Raw genomic sequence first — 19,235 nt, 5'->3', positions numbered from 1 at the left:
CCATGCCAAAGATTGCGCCTCCACCGTTGAAAAACGACTGTTTCGCCCTGCCGCCGGGGGTCGAATGGACCCCGGTCGATGACGCGCTGGCCCTGCTGCGCGACCGGTTGCACCCGGTTGCCGGCGTCGAGACCCTGCCCGTTGGTCAAGCCTGCGGGCGCGTTCTGGCGCAGGACGTGATCGCGCAACGGTCGAATCCGCCGCTGCCCAACACGGCAGTGGACGGGTACGGTTTTGCCGGTGGTCGGCCCGAGGGCCCGCATGTTCTGCCGCTGGCCGAGGGACGCGCGGCGGCGGGCGTGCCGTTTGCGGGGGCCGTGCCGGAGGGGCAGGCGCTGCGCGTTCTGACCGGCGCGCCGCTGCCCGAGGGGGTGGATACCGTCATTCTGGAAGAGGACGTGACCGTGCAGGACGGCCACATCGCCTTCAACGGTCCTTTGAAGGCTGGCGCCAACACGCGCAAGGCGGGCGAAGACGTGCAGGCCGGGGCCTTGGCTCTGTCTGGCGGGCGACGCCTGACGCCTGCCGATCTGGCGCTGCTGTCGGCGGTGGGCGTGGCCGAGGTCCCGGTCCGCACGCCCTTGCGCGTGGGGGTTCTGTCTACCGGCGATGAATTGCGTGATCCGGGTCAGGCCGCGGGGCCGGGCCAGATCTATGATGCGAACCGCCCGATGCTGTTGGCGATGCTGCAACGGATGGGTTTTGTGGCGGTCGATCTGGGCCGCGTGGGCGACGACCGGGCCGCGCTGCGGGACCGGTTGGACCAAGCTGCGCAACAGACCGACGCGATCCTGACCAGCGGCGGCGCTTCGGCGGGGGACGAGGATCATGTCTCGGCCCTGCTGCGCGCGGCGGGGGCCTTGCAAGAATGGCGCATCGCGCTGAAGCCGGGCCGCCCGCTGGCGCTGGGCCTGTGGCAGGGCACGCCGGTGTTCGGCCTGCCGGGCAACCCGGTTGCGGCGATGGTCTGCACGCTGATCTTTGCCCGGCCCGCGCTGGGCCTGATGGCGGGCGCGGGGTGGCGGCGACCGCAGGGCTTTGACCTGCCCGCCGGGTTCGCCAAGCGCAAGAAACCGGGCCGCCACGAATACCTGCGCGCCCGGGTCCGCGAAGGCCGGGTCGAGGTGTTTCATTCGGAAGGGTCGGGTCGCATCAGCGGGCTCAGCTGGGCCGAAGGGCTGGTCGAGCTGCCGGACGGCGCGCAAGACATCCAGCCCGGAGACCCTGTGCGTTTCATACCCTATGGCAGTTTCGGCCTGTGACGGTTTCGGTCTCGTGCGGGTTTTCCCCTGATGAGCGGGCCCGGGCGGCCGCGCTGTTCTGGCAGGCGTTCTCAGGCAAGCTGTCGCGCGTGATGGGTCCGGACGCCCGCGGGTTGGCCTTTTTTGAACGGGTGCTGAACCCCGGTTTCGCCCTGGTGGCGCGGGATGCGGATGGGCGGATGCTGGGGCTGGCCGGGTACAAGACCTGCGACGGTGGGCTGACGCAGGGAAGGCTGGCGGATCTGGCCCGGGTCTATGGCTGGTTCGGCGCCCTGTGGCGGGGCCTTGTCCTGAGCGTTCTGGAGCGCGACCTGAAGCCGGGTGTGTTCCAGATGGACGGCATATGCGTGGCGACCGAGGCGCGCGGGCAGGGTGTCGGGACTCTGCTGCTCAGGGCGATCAAGGACGAGGCACAGAGGCTGGGTATGCACGAGGTGCAACTGGACGTGATCGACACCAACCCGCGCGCGCGGACCCTGTACGAGCGCGAAGGGTTTCAGGCGATCGGGCAGGACCGTACCGGCCCGTTCAAACACCTGTTCGGATTCAGCTCGGCCACGAAAATGCGGTGGGTCCTGCCCGACGGTGGCTAGTCGAAGGTCCCGGCCACCCGGCCCAGCAGCATGAAGGCGCGCGCCGTGCGTGTGTCGCCCAAAGCGGTCAGGTCGGCGTCGCTGGCCTGAGGTTCGAACTCGGCGATCATGGTGTCGAAGCGGCGCAGGAAATGGTGCACCGCATCGCGAAAGATCGGGTCCTGTTTCAACCGCGCCGAGGTCAGCGCCAGGCACGACCGGTCGCGGATACCGCCCAACGCGGCGACCGCACGCCCGCGTTCGCCCTTGGCGAACTGGCGCCAGACCTCGGGGCGGGCCATGTCCGGACGCAGGTCGTCCATGTAGATGCCTTCCTGGCTGAGCAGAGTCAGCACGTCCTCGGCGGCCTGCACCAGTTGCGCGGTCTTGCGGTCCTTCATCGCGCGGCGCAGGGCGTTGAAGCCTTCGGTATCCTCGGCGGTTTCGGGAAAGTTCAGCGCGCGGATGAAAATGTCGGTGGGCAGAGGAGTCGTTATCTCTTCGGCCGGGGTGCCCAGTTCCAACGAGGTCTGGCCCGAGGGTGCCGCAGGTCTTGCCAGCGGCGCAAGATCCCGCCGCTTGCTGGAGAACGTGGCCAGCGTGCTTTGGGTGTGCCGGGCGGCCGCGGCGATTTCATCCAGTTTCCGGGCCACCGCGGGTTCGTAGGTGCTGGCCGAGCGCTGTTGCTGCGATACATAGGCCTGCCGGATCGCGTCGATCGCGGTCTGCAGCCGGGCGCTTTCTTCGCGCATGATGCGGCTGGCGCGCATGGCCAGCGCCGCGACCCAGATCATCGCCACCGGCATGAACACCGCCAGCAGCATCACGATGAAACTGCCGGCCTGCGTCTGTTCCGGCAGCACCAGAAAGACCACGGCCACCACCAGCCAGATCAGGCTGAGGGCCGCGGCCGCAATCTCGATCCCGGTGACGCTCGGTCGGCCTGGACGGTCATAGATGCCCAGCCAGGTGGGGCGTTTGCTGTCCTGATCAGGGTCTTGGCCCGACATGGCGCGCTCCGATCAGGCGTAGTGGATGCTCAGCACTTCGTACGAGCGCACGCCGCCGGGGGTGCGCACCTCGACGCTGTCGCCTTCTTCCTTGCCGATCAGGGCGCGGGCGATGGGCGATTTGATGTTCAGCAGGCCCTTTTCGATATTGGCCTCATGCTCGCCCACGATCTGCCAGGTCTTTTCCTCGTCGGTGTCCTCGTCCACCAAGGTGACCTTGGCGCCGAACTTGATCGCACCCGACAGTTTGGTCGGGTCGATCACCTCGGCCAGCGACAGAACGCCTTCCAGTTCCTTGATGCGGCCTTCGATGAAGCCCTGCTTTTCGCGGGCCGAGTGGTATTCGGCGTTTTCCTTCAGGTCGCCCAGTTCGCGCGCCGAGGCGATGGCCTCGATGATGGCGGGGCGTTCAACGGACTTGAGTTGCTTGAGCTCTGCCTCGAGCGCGGCAAAGCCCGCAGGCGTCATGGGGATCTTTTCCATATCTTCTTTTTTCCACGCACAAATTGAGTCGCCCCGCCGCATGAGACCAGCGTCGGGGCGAAAGATGGGTCGGCAATTACCTGACCCAAATATGGCGTGAAATGCAAGAGGCCAAGGGGTTTGGCCCCTGCAATCCGCAACTTAACGCCGTCGGGGCGGTGGGGGTTTCCGATTGTGACGATGCCCCAGCAGATCACCGCGTTTCCAGCGATGCGCCTCGGCGCCGAACCAGAGCATCTCAATCATATTGAACGACCTCGAATTCGATGCCGTTGTCATCGTCGAAATAGAACCGGCGGCCGGGTTCATAGTCGGCGTGGTTGTGCGGCTCGAAGCCCGCGGCGCGAACCTTGGCCTCGGTCGCGTCGATGTCCTCGACAAGCACGCCCACATGGTTCAGCCCGCCGACGATGTCATAGCTGCTTTCACCCGATGGTTTCGGGTCGGCCGGGGCGTAAAGCGCCAGATAGGTATGCGCGCTGCCCACATGCACGGTATAGCCGCCAGCGATGGCCGGGCCTTCCCAGCGGGTTTTCCATCCGAATACGTCCTGCATCCAGGCGGCAGTTGCCTGCGGGTTGCGGACGGTGAAGTTCGTGTGTTCCAGCGTCGCCATCATGGGGTCTCCTTTTCATGTTCAGGCTTGTTTCGACTCACCGTACTTCCTAAACCTAACTTTAGCTCAAGAGATTCTTCCAGGAGGAGATCATGCCCGCATCCGAAGGCCTTTCCATCGGCGCATTGGCACGCCGCACGGGGTTGGCGGTATCCGCCATCCGCTATTACGAGGCGCAGGGGCTGATTTCCCCCTGGCGCAATCCGGGCGGTCAGCGGCGGTATCAGCGCGCCGACATCCGTCGGCTGAGTTTCGTGATGATCGCCCAGCAGTTCGGTCTGACCCTGCCCGAAATCCGCGAGGTTCTGGCCGGGCTGCCCGACAACCGCACGCCCACGCCGGCGGATTGGAAAAAGATCAGCGTCGGCCTGCGCGCGCATCTGGACCAGCGAATCGATACTCTGCTGCGTCTGCGCGACAATCTGGACGGCTGCATCGGCTGTGGCTGTCTGAGCCTTCCGAAATGCGCGCTCTACAACCCCGACGACCGGGCCAAGGCGCATGGTAGCGGTCCCAGGTACCTGATGGGTGACGCGCCCGAGGGCTGATCTGCCGCATTGCAGCAATGTTACGCCGTGTTTTGATTGACCAAGGTCTTTTCCAGCAGGTAATCAGCCGGGAAACAAAATTTCGCCGAGCCCGCGCCCCAGGCGCCAATTCGGATAGTTAGCGGAGGAGCCCACGATGGCCGAAATTGAACGCGAAGCGATGGAATACGACGTGGTGATCGTGGGCGCAGGCCCGGCGGGCCTGTCGGCGGCCATTCGTCTGAAACAGCTGGACGCCGACCTAAACGTGGTTGTGCTGGAAAAGGGCTCGGAAGTGGGCGCGCATATCCTGTCGGGCGCGGTGCTGGACCCGTGTGGTCTGGATGCGCTGATCCCCGACTGGAAGGAAAAGGGCGCGCCGCTGAACGTGCCGGTGCGCGAAGACAACTTCTATATGCTGGGCGAGGCCGGCAAGCTGCGCATCCCAAACTGGCCGATGCCGCCGCTGATGAACAACCACGGCAACTACATCGTCTCGATGGGCAATGTCTGCCGCTGGATGGCCGAACAGGCCGAGGAACTGGGCGTCGAGATCTTCCCCGGCATGGCCTGTTCCGAACTGGTCTATGGCGACAATGGCGAGGTCAAGGGTGTCGTGGCAGGTGTCTTCGGGCTGGAACCCGACGGGTCCTATGGCCCCAACACCGAGCCGGGCATGGAACTGCACGGCAAATACGTCTTCCTGTCGGAAGGGGTGCGCGGGTCGTTGTCCAAGGAAGTGATCGCGAAATACGACCTGTCCGCCGGGAAAGAGCCGCAGAAATACGGCATCGGCATGAAGGAAATCTGGGAGATCGACCCCGCCAAGCACAAGGAAGGCAGCGTCACCCACACGATGGGCTGGCCACTGGGCGGCAATGCCGGGGGCGGGTCGTTCATCTATCACCTGGAAAACAACCAGGTCTATGTCGGCTTCGTGGTTCACCTGAACTACAAGAACCCGCACCTGTTTCCTTACATGGAATTCCAGCGGTTCAAGCACCACCCGGTGGTGGCCGACCTGCTGAAAGGCGGCAAGCGCGTGGCCTATGGCGCCCGCGCGATCACCGAGGGCGGATATCAGTCGATGCCGAAGCTGGTGGCACCGGGTGTCGCGCTGCTGGGCTGTTCGGCGGGCATGGTCAACGTGCCGCGCATCAAGGGCAACCACAACGCGATGCTGTCGGGCAAGGCAGCGGCCGAGGCCGCGTTCGAGGCCATCCAAGCCGACCGGTCGGGCGACGAGCTGTCCGACTATGAAGACGAGGTGCGCAACGGTGCGATCGGCCGCGACCTCAAGAAGGTTCGCAACGTCAAGCCGCTGTGGTCGAAATACGGCCTGACCGCTTCGCTGGCGCTGGGTGGCATGGACATGTGGACCAACACGCTGGGCTTCTCGCTGCTGGGGACGCTGGGCCATGGCAAGAACGACGCCGAGGCGACCGAGGATGCCAGCAAGCACACCCCCATCGACTATCCGAAGCCCGATGGCACGCTGTCTTTCGATCGTCTGACCAACGTGGCGTTTTCGTTCACCAACCACGAAGAAAGCCAACCCTGTCACCTGAAGCTGACCGACCCCGAGATTCCGGTGAAGGTCAACCTGCCCAAGTTTGATGAACCGGCGCAGCGGTATTGCCCGGCGGGCGTGTACGAAGTGGTGAAGGATGAGGCCGAGCCGCGATTCGTGATCAACTTCCAGAACTGCGTCCACTGCAAGACCTGTGACATCAAGGATCCCAGCCAGAACATCACGTGGACCACGCCGCAGGGTGGGGACGGACCGAACTACCCCAACATGTAGGCAAAAACCCGGGCAATGGCGGGGCCGTGAACGCTCGGCCATTGCCTCTGGCGGGCCAAGGCCCTAGCTTGTTCTGCAATCATAGGCAGACAAGGCAGGTATTAGGTGGTTTCACTGGTTCGTCGCACGGCGCTGGCCGTGTTTCTTGCGACAGCGGCTGTCGTTCCGGTTCACGCGGATTCCGGCGCGGGATCCTATCTGGCTGGACGCCAGGCCATCTATGAAAGCGACTACAAGGCTGCCGAGGAGTACTACTCCAAGGCCCTGATTTTCGATCCGGGCAACACCAAGCTCAAGGAAAGCGTGCTACTGGCGCGCGTGGCGCTTGGCGATGTGGAACGTGCATTGCCGATCGCCGAGGACATGGAGGCGAACGGGCAGCCCAACCAGGCCGCACGTATGGTTGTTTCCGCCAAACTGGTATCTGACGGAAAGTTCGACGAATTGCTGGCCCGTGACCCGGAAAATCAGGGCGTTGGCCCGCTGGTCGATGGGCTGATGACGGCCTGGGCGCATCTGGGCAAGGGCGAAATGACCAAGGCGATGGCGCAGTTCGATGAGGTCGCCCAGCAGGACGGTCTGCGGGAATTCGCGCTGTATCACAAGGCGTTGGCGCTGGCGTCGGTTGGCGATTTCGAGGGGGCCGAGGCGATCTTTGCGGCCGACGACAGTATCGTTGCGCGATTCTCGCGACGTGCAGCGCTGGCGCGGGTCGAAGTCTTGTCGCAGCTCAACCGCAACGACGAAGCCCTGCAATTCCTGGAAAACGTCTTTGCGGCGGGCAGCGACCCGTCGATCGAGTCCTACGTGGACACGCTCAGCGCCGGTGGCACCTTGCCATTCACCCATGTCGGATCGGCCACCGAAGGCGTGGCCGAGGTCTTTTTCTCGGTCGGGGCGGCGTTGAACACCGAGGCTGCACATGACTATGTGCTGCTATACGCGCGGATCGCGACTTACCTCCGGCCCGATCACATAGATGCGATCCTGCTGAGCGCGGAACTGCTTGAGCAGTTGAGCCAGTACGACCTGGCCGCCGAAGCCTATCGAAAGGTTCCCACGGATAGCAGCGATTTCCACGCAGCCGAGCTGGGGCGTGCCGAAATCCTGGCTCAGTCGGGGAAACCGGATGCGGCGATCGAAGTGCTGGAAAATCTGGCGGCCCGGCAGCCCAATCTGCCCAGTGTCCATGTCGCCTTGGCCGACCTGCAGCGGCGTCAGGAAAACTACGCCGCAGCTGTCACCTCGTATGACCGAGCCATCGAACTGACCGAAACCGGTTCGGGTGGCAACTGGTTCCTGCACTACGCCCGCGGCATCTGCCACGAACGGCTCAAGGCCTGGGACAAGGCCGAGGCGGATTTCAGGCGTGCCTTGGAGTTGAATCCGGATCAGCCGCAGGTTTTGAACTATCTCGGTTACTCGCTGGTCGAGCGGCAGGAAAAACTGGAAGAGGCGCTGGACATGATCGAGCGCGCCGTCGCGATCCAGCCTGACAGCGGCTATATCGTCGACAGCTTGGGCTGGGTTCTGTTTCGCTTGGGCCGGTACGACGAGGCGGTCGAACATATGGAGCGCGCCGTTGAACTGATGGCCGTGGACCCGGTGGTCAACGACCACTTGGGCGACGTCTACTGGGCCGTCGGGCGCACCCGTGAGGCCGATTTCCAATGGCGGCGCGCGTTGTCCTTCATCGATCCCGAAGATACCGATGGCGAGGCCGACCCCGACCGGATCCGTCGCAAACTCGAGGTCGGGCTGGACGCGGTGCTGGCCGAGGAAGGCGCGGCCCCCCTCAAGGTCGCCAATGGCGATTGAGGCCTTTGCGCCCGCGAAGATCAACCTTTCCCTGCATGTGACCGGACGGCGGGCCGACGGATACCATCTGCTGGATTCGCTGGTCGCCTTTGCCGATGTGGGAGACACGTTGATCCTGTCACCCGGGCCCGAGAATCGCCTGACCGTGACCGGCCCCCATTCCGCCGGGGTGCCGACCGACGACCGCAACCTCGTCTGGCGGGCCGCTCGGGCGATGGGATGGATCGGGCAAATCCAGTTGGACAAGGTTCTGCCGCATGGCGGGGGAATCGGCGGCGGCTCATCGGATGCGGCTGCGACTTTGCGGGCCATCGCAGGGGAAGACGCGGAAGTTCCGCTGGAAACGGCTTTGGCCCTGGGCGCGGATGTTCCTGTTTGTGTACTGGGCAGAGCAGCACGAATGCAGGGCATTGGTGACCGTGTCGCCCCGGTTGCATTGCCCGCTTTGCCCGCGCTGCTGGTCAATCCGGGTGTGCCGGTTCCGACGGGGCCGGTGTTCAATGCGCTGGATTCGCGCGACAATCCGGGTATGCCGGATGAGATCCCGGCATTCGAAACGCCCGAGGCGTGTGCTGATTGGCTGGCCGGGCAACGGAATGATTTGCAGGAAGCGGCAATAGGCTTGGCGCCCCAGATTTCAGACGTGTTGCAGGCGCTGGGTGAAACGCGGGACGTTCTGCTGGTGCGCATGTCGGGGTCGGGTTCGACCTGCTTTGCGCTGTACCCGTCCATGAAGGCCGCACATTTTGCGGCCTACGAGATTGGTGTTTCCCAGCCGGACTGGTGGTGTCGCGCAAGCGTCCTCAGTTGAGGCGGGATACGACGTAATCGGCCAGATCACCGAGCAGGTCGCGCAACTCGTGATCGGGCAGCGCGATCAGAGCGGTTTTGGCCTTTGCTGCCCATGCCAGAGCGTCTGTCCGGGTCTCCTCCAGGGTGCCGTATTTGCGCATGAGGTTCAGGGCCAGGTCCAGGTCTCCATCCTGTTGCCGGCCCTTCTCGATCGTGCGCTCCCAGAACGCACGCTCGTCGGGTGTGGCCTGGGCCACGGCCTTGATCACCGGGAGGGTCAGTTTGCGCTCGCGGAAGTCGTCGCCCACGTTCTTGCCGGTGGCCTTGCTGTCGCCCTGATAGTCCAGCAGGTCGTCGGCGATCTGGAAGGCGATGCCCAAGGCGTCGCCATAGCTGAACAGTGCCCGGACCTGTTCCTCGGACGCACCGGCGATCACACCGCCCACCTCAGTTGCCGCGGAGAACAGCGCGGCGGTCTTGCCGCGCACCACCTGCAGGTAGACGGCCTCATCCGTGCGCAGGTCGGTGGCTGCGGTCATCTGCAGCACCTCGCCTTCGGCGATGGTGGCCGAGGCATTGGCCAAGATGTCCAGAACCCGCAGAGACCCGGTTTCCACCATCAACTGGAAGCTGCGCGAAAACAGATAGTCGCCGACCAGCACGCTGGACTTGTTGTCCCACAGCAGGTTGGCAGTGGGTCGGCCGCGCCGCTGGGCGCTTTCGTCGACCACATCGTCGTGCAACAGCGTGGCGGTGTGGATGAATTCGACCGTGGCGGCCAAACGGATGTGATGATCGCCGCCATAGCCGAACAGCCGCGCGGCGGCCAGGGTCAGCATCGGGCGCAGGCGTTTGCCGCCGGCTTCGACCAGATGCGCGGTGACTTCGGGGATGCGGGGCGCGTGTTCCGAGGCCATGCGGGTGCGGATCAGAGTGTTTACCGCCTCCATTTCACCGGCCAAAATCTCGGCCAGTCGCTCATGCGGTTTCGAGATCGTGCTGATCGTCATCACACTCCTGATACAAGGCTCGACTTTCGTCCTGCCTTGCCCTTACATCCATCCCCATGAAAGAACTTCTGCGCAGCACCGATCCGACCATCATCGCCTTTGCATCCGCTCTTCTTGAGGGCGAGGATATAGACTGCTTTGAGATGGACGTAAATATGAGCGTCCTCGAGGGAGGCATCGGAATCTTTCCGCGCCGCCTCATGGTTCGGACCGATGACCTCGAGCGGGCAGAGCGGGTGATGCGTGACAATGACATTCCGCTGGGAAGATGACCGGGTTTCCAGACAGCGCGCTGACTTGCAACGACTTTCTGGGTGGCCGCCTAAAGCTGTGGCAGCCGCGAGACGGTTATCGCGCCGGTGTCGATCCGGTGCTACTTGCTGCCGCGGTTCCGGCCAAAGCCGGGCAGTCGGTGCTGGAGCTGGGCTGCGGGGCGGGCGCTGCGGTTCTTTGTCTCGTGACCCGCGTGCCCGGTCTGCGGCCGACGGGGGTCGAGCTTCAGGCCGACTATGCCGATCTGGCCGCAAGAAACGCGCAATGCAACGAGATCGATTTGTCCGTTCACGTGGCCGACCTGTCCAATATGCCGACTGATCTGCGTCAGCAGCACTTCGACCACGTGATCGCAAACCCCCCCTATTATCGGCCCGGTGCACATAGCGCGGCCGTCGATGCTGGTCGGCGAACGGCGCTGAGCGAGCAGACGCCGCTGTCCGACTGGTTTGACGCGGCGGCGCGCAGGCTGGCACCGCGCGGGTACCTGCACATGATCCAACGCGCGGAACGCTTGCCCGACATGCTGTCGGCCTGCGCGGGTCGGTTGGGCTCGGTAGAAGTTTTGCCCATCGCGCCGCGTATGGGGCGCGGGGCCGAGTTGCTGATTCTGCGGGCGCGCAAGGGCGGACGAGCGGATTTTCGGTTGCATGCGCCGCTGATTCTCCACAGCGGTGACCGCCATGAAAGGGACGGCGACAGCTATACCGACACGGTATCCGGCATCCTGCGCGAGGGCCGACCAATGCCCTGGCCGGACGCCCGATAGGCAATGACCAGCCGAAATTGTCGGATTTGAACAAGAATCCGAGCGTCTGCGGCGTGACAGGCTGGAAATGATGTGATCAACTTCCCATGTGATATTCAGAAACAGAGAAGGAGGATCGCCATGAGCGTAAGCGCACATCTGACGGAACTGAAGAAGAAGCACGAAACCCTCAGTCTCGAAGTGGAACAAGCCCAGCGCTCGCCCGGTATCGACGATCTCCACATTGCTCAACTCAAAAAGAAGAAGCTGAAGCTGAAGGAAGAGATTGAACGCCTGTCGGCTTAATGTCGCAGGCTGGCGCGTGCCGCGATTGCAGCGCCGCCGGTAACAAGCAATGCCGCGATCGCCAGCGTCCAGGACGGCGTGGCGATCCCGGCGACCACAAGCACCAGAGTTGACAGCAGGGGTGCCGCGTACGAGCTGGTGCCCAACATCTGGATGTCACCGTGCTTGACCCCGATATCCCAGACATAGAACGCCAGCCCAACGGGCCCCAACCCCAGGGCAACGGTCGACATCCAGGCCAGTGCGTCGGGGGGCCAGACTGTCTGCTCAAGGCTGAAATGCAGGATCCACGAGGCGATGGCGGTCAGCACGCAGAACACTGCTACCGAGCTGGTCGGCGTTTGACCCAACCTGCGCGACAATACGGAATACCCCGACCACGTAAGGGCACACAGAAGCGCGAGCGCATAGCCCGGCAGATGTTCGGCCTGAAACCCTGCGGTTCCGCCACCGGTGATGATCAGCGCGGCCCCGGAAAAGCCCAGACAAGCCCCGAGCAGATGGCCCAGACGTAGGGTTTCGCCGGGAAGCAACCCTGAGAAAAGCACGATCAGCAAGGGCCAGAGGTAGGCGATCAATCCGGCCTCGGCCGCAGGTGCCATGCGCAGGGCCGAAAAATACAGGGCGTGGTATCCGAACAAGCCAACCGTGCCGAAGGCGAATACCTTCCAACTGACCTGTTTCAGTTGCGCAAGTCCACCGCTGTGCCATGTCCAGATCAAGCCAAGGGTTCCGCCGATCGTGAAGCAGATGGCGTTCAGCAAAAGCGGCGGGGTCGGCGCCGAGCCAACCGTGAACAGCGCCAGCAGTGCCCACAAAAGGACGGCGGCAAAGCCGATGGCGGTGGCGTGGTTCTTTGTCATGCGGGGGGGATTTCCTCGACGGGTATGATTTCCAGACCGTCGGATATGTGCGCGGTTTTTTCGATCTCTGCAAGGAACCAATCCCGGAAGGCGGCAATCTGAGGGCGCGTCTCCTCGCCCGAACGGCACAGGAACCGGAAGCGGGCCTTGGTTTCGATGGCGGTTTTGAAGGGCATGACCAGCCGGCCTTCGATCACATCCTTGATGATCATCGGGCGCCGTCCCAACGCGACGCCGACACCCGCCACCGCGGCATCAATGGCGTGATCCGCGTTCGAGAAATGCGCGCCATGGGTCGGCGTGAAGTCCACCCCGACCGCGCGAAACCAGGCGGGCCAGTCACAGGGCGGGTTCAGGAAGTTGATCGAGTCATCGTGGATCAGCGGCGCTTTGGTCAGGTCCTGCGGCGTCGGAAACCGGGCCGCAAGCTCGGGCGTCATGACCGGCGTCAACCACTCTTGCCGCACGGGAACTGAATACAGCCCGTCATCCTGCCCATACCCGAACCGGATCGCGACATCCACGTCGTCGCGCTCGAAATCGAGATTGCGCAGCGTGGCTGAGAATCTCAGGTCGATCTCGGGATGGGCGCGGGCGAACTCGTAAAGGCGGGGGGCCAGCCATTTGGCTGTCAGGGCCGGCCCAGCGGTCACTGTCAGTGTTGTGTTGTCCTGCAGGCGGCGGGTGGCCGACCAAGCCGCCTGCAGCGCAGCAAACCCTTTTTCCGTGCCCGGGGCCAGGGTTCGTCCGGCCTCGGTCAGCTCGACTGCACGGTTCAATCGGCGGAACAGCGGCTCACCCAGATGCTCTTCCAGAGACTTGATCTGAAACGACAGCGCGGCTGGTGTCACGTTCAACTCGTCTGCAGCCTTGGCAAAGGACATATGGCGGGCGGCGGCGTCAAAGGCCCTGAGGGCGGTGAGTGGGGGAAGTCGGTCGCTCATCATCACATAAGATTTTCTAAACTGAAGGCGGAAAAACTCTCGTTTGTACCTATTAAAAACAACAGGCATGTTGAATGCAAGTCAAGTTCACCTTTAGTAGAAGGGAAAAGCCATGATCGAGATGACGACCAATCCTGCCGCACAAAAGGCAATTCTGCGCGCTCATCAAGAGCGCGGCAAGGCGATCCGGAGTTTCTGGAAGTGGGTTCTGGGTTCCCGCTGAACGCTGCGCGCGCGTTCTTACGGGATCAAAGGAGGGTCGACCCGTTGGGTCGGCCCGTTTTCATATAAGCCGCGATCAGACGAAAAACTGCGCGCCGTTGGCCGAAATCGTCGACCCGTTGATGAACTGCGAATCTTCCGAGGCCAGGAATGCGACGCAGCGGGCAATTTCCTCGGGTTCGCCCAAACGGCCTGCGGGGATCTGACCGATGATGGCTTCACGCACCTTTTCCGGAACGGCCATGACCATCTCGGTCGCGATGTATCCGGGGCAGATAGCATTTGCGGTGATGCCGGCGCGCGCGCCTTCCTGCGCCAGGGATTTGACGATGCCCAGATCACCGGCTTTGGTGGCGGCATAGTTCACCTGAGCGAACTGGCCCTTTTGCCCGTTGATCGAACTGATCACGATCACCCGACCGAACTTGCGCTCGCGCATACCGGGCCAGACGGGGTGTACGGTGTTGAACACCCCGGTCAGGTTGGTGTCGATCACCTGGTGCCACTGTTCCGGTGTCATCTTGTGGAACGGCGCGTCGCGGGTGATGCCGGCATTGGCGACAACGATGTCGATCGGGCCGAGCTCGGCTTCGACCTTTTCGATGCCCGCCTTGGACTCGTCATAGTCGGCCACGTTCCATTTATAGGTCGCAATGCCGGTTTCCTCGGTGAACTTGGCCGCGGCTTCGTCATTCCCCGCATACGAGGCGGCTACATTGTATCCTTCGGCCTTGAGCGCTTTGGAAATTGCTGCGCCGATGCCGCGGGTGCCGCCGGTTACGAGTGCTGTACGTGCCATTTAGGACTCCTCCAAATTTAATCGTGTTGGTAATTCTGTTACTCTGAGAGATTGAGTTGCGCAATATCGTTTCGTCGCGAGATGGCTCTTTCCGTTTGGTGATATTGTCGCATCCTAGGGATATTCCCGGAGTGTAACAAAAAAGGGCGCCCATTGGACGCCCTTATTCGTGACTTGTTAAAGCACTTAGACGCGCTCCACGCACAGGGCGACGCCCATGCCGCCTCCGATGCAGAGGGTTGCCAGACCCTTTTTCGCGTTCCGGCGCTTCATTTCGAACAGCAGCGTGTTCAGAACCCGGCAGCCGGATGCTCCGATCGGGTGGCCGATGGCGATCGCGCCGCCGTTCACGTTCACGATCGAGGGATCCCAACCCATGTCCTTGTTCACGGCGCAAGCCTGTGCCGCGAAGGCCTCGTTGGCTTCGACCAGATCCAGATCGTCAACCGACCAGCCGGCCTTTTCCAGCGCCTTGCGCGAGGCATAGATCGGTCCGACACCCATGATCGACGGGTCCAGCCCGGCGGTCGCATAAGACGCGATGCGGGCCAGCGGTTCGATCCCGCGCTTTTCGGCGTTGTCGGCTGACATCAGCAGGGATGCCGCCGCGCCGTCATTCAGACCCGAGGCGTTGGCCGCAGTCACCGAGCCATCCTTCGTGAAGGCTGGACGCAGCTTGGCCATCGCCTCCATGGTCGCGCCGTGACGGATGTACTCGTCACTATCCATCACGATGTCGCCCTTGCGAGTCTTGATGGTGAAGGGGACGATCTCGTCCTTGAACTTGCCGGCCTTCTGCGCGGCCTCAGCCTTGTTCTGGCTGGCCACCGCGAACTCATCCTGCATATCGCGGCTGATCTGCCACTTCTCGGCCACGTTCTCGGCGGTCTGGCCCATGTGGTAGCCGTTGAACGCATCCCACAGGCCGTCGCGGATCATGGTGTCGATGTATTTCATGTCGCCCATCTTGTGGCCCGCGCGCAGCGATGCGGCGTGGGGCGACAGGGTCATGTTTTCCTGACCGCCTGCGCAGACGATCTCGGCATCGCCCAGCTGGATATGCTGAGCGCCCAGTGCGACGGCACGCAGGCCCGAACCACAGACCTGGTTGATGCCCCAGGCCGCGCTTTCCTGCGGCAGGCCGGCGTTGATGTGCGCCTGGCGTGCGGGGTTCTGGCCTTGGGCGGCCGTCAGAACCTGACCCATGATGGTTTCGCTCACCTCGGACTTGTCGATCCCGGCGCGTTCCACGACGGCTTCGAGGACGGCAGCGCCCAGATCATGTGCGGGGGTGTTCGCAAAGGAACCGCCAAAGCTGCCGACGCCCGTGCGTGCGGCGGATGCGATTACTACGTTGGTCATACAGTCAATCCTTTACCGTCAAGGTCCTGTGGGAAATCTGACGGCGCAGGTCGCACAGAGCCTCTCTGGCGATGCAAGAGCGCCTCGTGATCCCCCGCTCCAGCACTTTCTGCCATAGCGCAATGCTGCACGTGCAGCAACGGACAGCTTGTCTCATGAGAAAGCCTCGGCTGGATAGCGCCCAAGGGAATTGGGTTCAACTTCCTGTTTTGGCTTCTTTTTCCGGTTGCCACGGGGCTTTCACCGTCGGAGCGCCGAATAGGTAGCCCTGCAGACAGTCCACACCGCTGGCCACCAGAAACTCGGCATCTTCACGCGTTTCGACCGATTCGGCGATGACCAGAATCTCGAATTCACGGGCGACGGCGATCAGCGCGCGCACCAGCGCCTGATTGTCCGGGTTGGTGCTGACACCCCGTACGAACTGCCCGTCGATCTTCGCCGCGTCAAAGAAGAACTCGCGAAAATACCTGAAGCTGAAGTTGCTGGCGCCGAAGTCATCCAGCGCAAAAGCGATCCCGCGATCCTGAAGCCGGTCCATGAAATCGATCACCAGTTCGGGAACCTGCATTGCCGAGCTTTCGGAGATTTCGAGGATAAGCCGCTCGCCCAGCGTTTTGTCCCGCTTGAGAAACCGGTCCAGGATCCGCGACCAGCGCGCGTATCCGATCGAGCGTGCGGACATGTTGACCGAAAGCCGGATTTCCGGATTGCGAGACAGGGCGCGCAATCCTTTTTCCAATGCTATGCAGTCCAATTCCCGGCCGATTGGTGTGTTTTCCACCTGCGGCATGAACTCCCGCGCGGGGATCACACGGCCGGTTTCGTCCAGCACGCGGATGAATGCCTCATAGAAGGCAACGCCGTGCGGGTCTCGTGCTTGCATGACGGGCTGGAACGCCAGGCGGCATTGCTGATGCTTGACAGCCTCGGTCGCCATTTGAACGGTCGAAGTATCTCGCGCGGCGACGGCCGAATTCAACGGGCTGTCCCCACCCTCTGGCAGATCTGCAAAGTCCTTTTTCCGCATCGACGCCGAATCCCCGTACGTGTCCGAAACCGGTCAGCACGTAGTTTCGGGTCGTACCGGTGAATTTGCGGTTAATGCGCGTCGGGAATCAGTCGGCGGGATCAGCGGGTCGTCTGGGCTGCGTGGCGCAATTCGACTACGGCGCCAATCACGGCGCCCAGGAAGCCTGTGCCCACCATAGCAACTCCAAGCATCATCACCGCCGGCGCAGGCTGCTGGCCAAGGGCGCTGAGCATCGCGATTACCAGGCCCAACAGACCGGTTGCGGTGAAGATGGCTGTAACGCGGGACATGGTGGAACTCCGAGCGAACAAACTTGTCACTTGTCCGGATATGGAGCACGCGCGCCGGAATTCAAGCGCCCGCCCGGCAGACGCCGCCAGTCTCAGGCCTGTTTTGCCTGTTGGTTGGGCAGGTTTTCGTCAAATTGCTCGAAACCGGGCGTTCCGCGATCTTCGGGGTGGCGGGCCAGGTGCTTGGACTTGATCTGCTCGGAGCTGTCGCGGCTGCCGTCATGGCTGTAGCCCGGCGGGGCAAAGCAATAGGCCAGCCGCTGTTTCAGGGTCAGGCCCGGCTGGGTCGCGTCGCGCCAGATGGCCACCCATTCGTGAAAGGCCACCCGCAGCGGGTTGAAGGTGCCGATATTGTGCACCAGGCCATAGTCGACCCGGTCGTGCTCCTGCTCGGGGACGAAGGTGCCGAACAGCTTGTCCCAGATGATGAACACCCCGGCATAGTTGCAATCCAGATAGCGCGCGTTGCGGCCGTGGTGGGCGCGGTGATGGCTGGGGGTGTTCATGACCGCCTCGAACCAGCGGGGCATCTTGCCGATGGCTTCGGTGTGGATCCAGAACTGGTAGATCAGGTTCAAGCCGCCGCAGAACAGCACCATCGCCGGGTGGAAGCCCAGCAGGATCAACGGCGCGCGCACAACCATCATGAAGGTGAAGGTATAGGTCCAGGTTTGCCGCAGGGCGGTTGTCAGGTTGTAGTGCTGCGAGCTGTGGTGGTTTACATGGCTGGCCCAGACCCAGCGGATGCGATGCCCGAACCGGTGCACCCAGTAGTATCGCAGGTCATCCAGCACAAAGCACAGGATGATCACCGGGATCGATGTGCCCAGATCCAATGGCGTAATCTTCCACAGCCACATGAAGAACCCATAGGCGATGAAGCCCAGCAGGAATCCGGACGCGATGTTGCCCGCTCCCATGATCAGCGAGGTCACGGCGTCGCGGGTTTCATACCGCCCGCCACGGCCCTTCATGGCGATCCACAGAAATTCGGCCAGGATTGCGGCGATAAAGAACGGCACGGCCCATTGGACGACATCGGGAAAGCTGATCTGGTCGGTCATGCGGGCTCCAGCAGGTGGCGCCAGTGGCGGCGCTCAGTTTCATCAAGGCGGACGGTGACGCCGGGGGTGGCGAAGTCGTGGAACTGGACCTCGATGCCCTCGGGGTGGTCGATCCAGTCGAAATCGCGCAGGTGGCGGGCCACTGTATCGGCGCCAAAGGACCACAACAGGCCCGGCCCGGTCTCGGTGCGCAGCAATGCGGCGTGTCCGTCATGGGCCAGGGTGACGTCGATGATGGTGTCGTCGGGGAAATGGCGCAGCCATTCGGCGCGCGCGACATCGGCGCTCAGCACGCGCTGGCGCGATTTGCCCGTCAGATGCAGCAGTGCGGTGATGCCGGCAATGCCACCGACCACCAGAACCAGCAGGATTTCCAGCGGCATGATGTCCTCCCGCGGTCAGAGTGCAAGCGGGGTCAGGCCCTGTCAAAGGTGGCGTTGCGTCAGGGGGTGTTGTGCGGCTCAAGCACTTCGTGCCGGACAACGCGCTCGACGAAGGGCACCAGCCCTTCGGGTCCCGAGGCGCGATCCTTGAGGTGAATGCAGATATCCGGCCGCCGCGCCGCGATGATGCCCACCAGTTCGCCGCGCACCTTGTCATCGAGGCCCGCGCCCATAATCGCGCAGGCGATGCGCGGTTCGGCGTCCAGTTGCCGCCGCACCTCGTCGGGATCATGCGCGCCCAGCCACCGGATCGGAAGATGCTCCAGTTGCCGCGCCACGTCGCCGATCACGTTGGGCAGCCGACCGATCAGTAAAACCACCGGTTTCATCTCAGCCTCCTGTCTGTTGCCAATGAAAAACCGGCCCTGTTCAGGCCGGTTCCAGTCTAGCACAAAAGGCCCGTCAGGTGGTCAGCTTTCGGGGTTCAGCAGGGCCGCGATGATCGCCTTGGCACTGTCCGAGTTCCATTCGGCATCGCCGATCAGCCGCGCGATTTCCTGGCCGTCGGGGTCGATGATTATGGTGATCGGAAGGCCGACGATGCCCATCTCGCGGGCGACGGCCTGCTTCGGGTCTTGGTGGCGGGGCAGGTTGGTGATGCCGTTTTCATCAAAGAACTTCTTGATCCCCGCGGGCGAGTTGCGCCCGGTGGCCAGCGTCAGAACCTCGAACTGGTCTCCGCCGAATTCCTCCTGCAACTCGGCGATCTGGGGCATCTCTTTTCGGCAGGGCGCGCACCAGGTGGCCCAAAAGTTCAGCAGAACGTATTTGCCGCGATAATCTGCCAGCGTGGCGGTGCCGCCGTCATCTTCCAGCAGGAATTCCGCGTCCGAGACCGGTTTCGGCTCGGAATGCAGGATCAGGCGTTTCAGGCTGCCGTCGCGCAGGTCGGCCAGGGCCTGCGTGTCGGCGGCCAAAGCGGCATTTGCACCCAGCGCAAGGGCCATATAAAGGGGGATCAGACGAAACAGGCGCATATCAACTCCGGGTTTTC

23 protein-coding genes are annotated in these 19,235 nt (G+C 63.0%); 9 read left to right on the top strand and 14 right to left on the bottom strand.

The features are described 5' to 3' along the window. Positions 1-2 precede the first annotated feature (2 nt). Both AC2FML_RS15855 and AC2FML_RS15850 read left to right on the top strand, forming a co-directional pair. A complete protein-coding gene (locus tag AC2FML_RS15855; protein ID WP_496783826.1) occupies positions 3-1,262 on the top strand; it encodes a molybdopterin-binding protein in 1,260 nt (419 codons plus the stop codon). Further along, the gene (locus AC2FML_RS15850) at positions 1,259-1,855 is read left to right on the top strand and encodes a GNAT family N-acetyltransferase (protein ID WP_496783825.1); all 597 of its coding nucleotides are present in this window, start codon (positions 1,259-1,261) and stop codon (positions 1,853-1,855) included. The genes AC2FML_RS15855 and AC2FML_RS15850 overlap by 4 nt, the downstream gene beginning before the upstream one ends. Here AC2FML_RS15850 and AC2FML_RS15845 read toward each other — a convergent pair. The 3 genes from AC2FML_RS15845 to AC2FML_RS15835 form a co-directional block, all read right to left on the bottom strand. Then, complete coding sequence (locus AC2FML_RS15845; RefSeq protein ID WP_170438503.1) at positions 1,852-2,844, bottom strand: hypothetical protein; 993 nt, start codon at positions 2,842-2,844, stop codon at positions 1,852-1,854. The genes AC2FML_RS15850 and AC2FML_RS15845 overlap by 4 nt on opposite strands. A gap of 12 nt (positions 2,845-2,856) precedes the next feature. Continuing rightward, a complete protein-coding gene (greA, locus tag AC2FML_RS15840; RefSeq protein WP_005978981.1) occupies positions 2,857-3,327 on the bottom strand; it encodes a transcription elongation factor GreA in 471 nt (156 codons plus the stop codon). Positions 3,328-3,565: 238 nt separating this feature from the next. After that, a complete protein-coding gene (locus AC2FML_RS15835; protein ID WP_005978983.1) occupies positions 3,566-3,946 on the bottom strand; it encodes a VOC family protein in 381 nt (126 codons plus the stop codon). A gap of 89 nt (positions 3,947-4,035) precedes the next feature. On the opposite strand from AC2FML_RS15835, the gene soxR reads away from it, so the two are divergent. From soxR to AC2FML_RS15815, 4 genes are all read left to right on the top strand, one after another. Beyond that, complete coding sequence (soxR, locus tag AC2FML_RS15830) at positions 4,036-4,491, top strand: redox-sensitive transcriptional activator SoxR (RefSeq protein ID WP_170342262.1); 456 nt, start codon at positions 4,036-4,038, stop codon at positions 4,489-4,491. A 136-nt stretch (positions 4,492-4,627) separates the two neighbouring features. Further along, positions 4,628-6,274: an electron transfer flavoprotein-ubiquinone oxidoreductase gene (locus AC2FML_RS15825; RefSeq protein ID WP_496783824.1), complete on the top strand. Its 1,647-nt coding sequence runs from the start codon at positions 4,628-4,630 to the stop codon at positions 6,272-6,274. Between the two features lie 105 nt (positions 6,275-6,379). Continuing rightward, entirely contained in the window at positions 6,380-8,092 is a 1,713-nt protein-coding gene (locus AC2FML_RS15820) for a tetratricopeptide repeat protein (RefSeq protein ID WP_496734292.1), read from the top strand. Further along, entirely contained in the window at positions 8,082-8,903 is an 822-nt protein-coding gene (locus AC2FML_RS15815) for a 4-(cytidine 5'-diphospho)-2-C-methyl-D-erythritol kinase (protein ID WP_170406812.1), read from the top strand. The genes AC2FML_RS15820 and AC2FML_RS15815 overlap by 11 nt, the downstream gene beginning before the upstream one ends. Here the strand turns inward: AC2FML_RS15815 and AC2FML_RS15810 are convergent. After that, positions 8,896-9,894, bottom strand: coding sequence for a polyprenyl synthetase family protein (locus AC2FML_RS15810; RefSeq protein ID WP_170360074.1), 999 nt, complete (start codon positions 9,892-9,894; stop codon positions 8,896-8,898). The genes AC2FML_RS15815 and AC2FML_RS15810 overlap by 8 nt on opposite strands. Before the next feature lie 56 nt (positions 9,895-9,950). On the opposite strand from AC2FML_RS15810, the gene AC2FML_RS15805 reads away from it, so the two are divergent. The 3 genes from AC2FML_RS15805 to AC2FML_RS15795 all read left to right on the top strand — a co-directional run bounded on the left by AC2FML_RS15805 (position 9,951) and on the right by AC2FML_RS15795 (position 11,221). After that, a complete protein-coding gene (locus AC2FML_RS15805) occupies positions 9,951-10,166 on the top strand; it encodes a putative signal transducing protein (protein ID WP_093963516.1) in 216 nt (71 codons plus the stop codon). Then, a complete protein-coding gene (locus AC2FML_RS15800) occupies positions 10,163-10,936 on the top strand; it encodes a tRNA1(Val) (adenine(37)-N6)-methyltransferase (protein WP_170342957.1) in 774 nt (257 codons plus the stop codon). Before AC2FML_RS15805 ends, AC2FML_RS15800 begins: the two co-directional genes overlap by 4 nt. Positions 10,937-11,056: 120 nt before the next feature. Then, positions 11,057-11,221 (top strand): YdcH family protein, encoded by a 165-nt coding sequence (locus AC2FML_RS15795; protein WP_093963770.1) that lies wholly within the window; start codon positions 11,057-11,059, stop codon positions 11,219-11,221. Here the strand turns inward: AC2FML_RS15795 and yddG are convergent. The 10 genes from yddG to AC2FML_RS15745 form a co-directional block, all read right to left on the bottom strand. Beyond that, the gene (gene yddG, locus AC2FML_RS15790) at positions 11,218-12,084 is read right to left on the bottom strand and encodes an aromatic amino acid exporter YddG (RefSeq protein WP_496783823.1); all 867 of its coding nucleotides are present in this window, start codon (positions 12,082-12,084) and stop codon (positions 11,218-11,220) included. The genes AC2FML_RS15795 and yddG overlap by 4 nt on opposite strands. Next, on the bottom strand, positions 12,081-13,028 hold the full coding sequence (locus AC2FML_RS15785) for a transcriptional regulator GcvA (protein WP_496783822.1): 948 nt from the start codon (positions 13,026-13,028) through the stop codon (positions 12,081-12,083). Before AC2FML_RS15785 ends, yddG begins: the two co-directional genes overlap by 4 nt. A gap of 298 nt (positions 13,029-13,326) precedes the next feature. Continuing rightward, entirely contained in the window at positions 13,327-14,049 is a 723-nt protein-coding gene (gene phbB / locus AC2FML_RS15780) for an acetoacetyl-CoA reductase (protein WP_093963512.1), read from the bottom strand. A 186-nt stretch (positions 14,050-14,235) separates the two neighbouring features. Further along, on the bottom strand, positions 14,236-15,411 hold the full coding sequence (locus AC2FML_RS15775) for an acetyl-CoA C-acetyltransferase (protein ID WP_170445531.1): 1,176 nt from the start codon (positions 15,409-15,411) through the stop codon (positions 14,236-14,238). A 196-nt stretch (positions 15,412-15,607) separates the two neighbouring features. Further along, positions 15,608-16,441, bottom strand: a complete 834-nt coding sequence (locus AC2FML_RS15770; protein WP_170360083.1) for an EAL domain-containing protein — start codon at positions 16,439-16,441, stop codon at positions 15,608-15,610. A 101-nt stretch (positions 16,442-16,542) separates the two neighbouring features. Next, entirely contained in the window at positions 16,543-16,734 is a 192-nt protein-coding gene (locus AC2FML_RS15765) for a hypothetical protein (RefSeq protein WP_093963509.1), read from the bottom strand. Positions 16,735-16,826: 92 nt separating this feature from the next. Beyond that, positions 16,827-17,798, bottom strand: coding sequence for a sterol desaturase family protein (locus AC2FML_RS15760; RefSeq protein ID WP_170360087.1), 972 nt, complete (start codon positions 17,796-17,798; stop codon positions 16,827-16,829). After that, complete coding sequence (locus AC2FML_RS15755) at positions 17,795-18,181, bottom strand: hypothetical protein (RefSeq protein ID WP_170391838.1); 387 nt, start codon at positions 18,179-18,181, stop codon at positions 17,795-17,797. Before AC2FML_RS15755 ends, AC2FML_RS15760 begins: the two co-directional genes overlap by 4 nt. 59 nt (positions 18,182-18,240) lie before the next feature. Next, positions 18,241-18,570: a hypothetical protein gene (locus AC2FML_RS15750; RefSeq protein WP_170360091.1), complete on the bottom strand. Its 330-nt coding sequence runs from the start codon at positions 18,568-18,570 to the stop codon at positions 18,241-18,243. Positions 18,571-18,651: 81 nt separating this feature from the next. Continuing rightward, the gene (locus AC2FML_RS15745) at positions 18,652-19,218 is read right to left on the bottom strand and encodes a TlpA disulfide reductase family protein (RefSeq protein WP_170360092.1); all 567 of its coding nucleotides are present in this window, start codon (positions 19,216-19,218) and stop codon (positions 18,652-18,654) included. Positions 19,219-19,235 lie beyond the last annotated feature (17 nt).

The organism is Ruegeria sp. BHSC029 (genome assembly GCF_059613085.1).
Note: the sequence above shows the minus strand (reverse complement) of the source record. Positions and strands in the feature narration are given on the sequence as shown.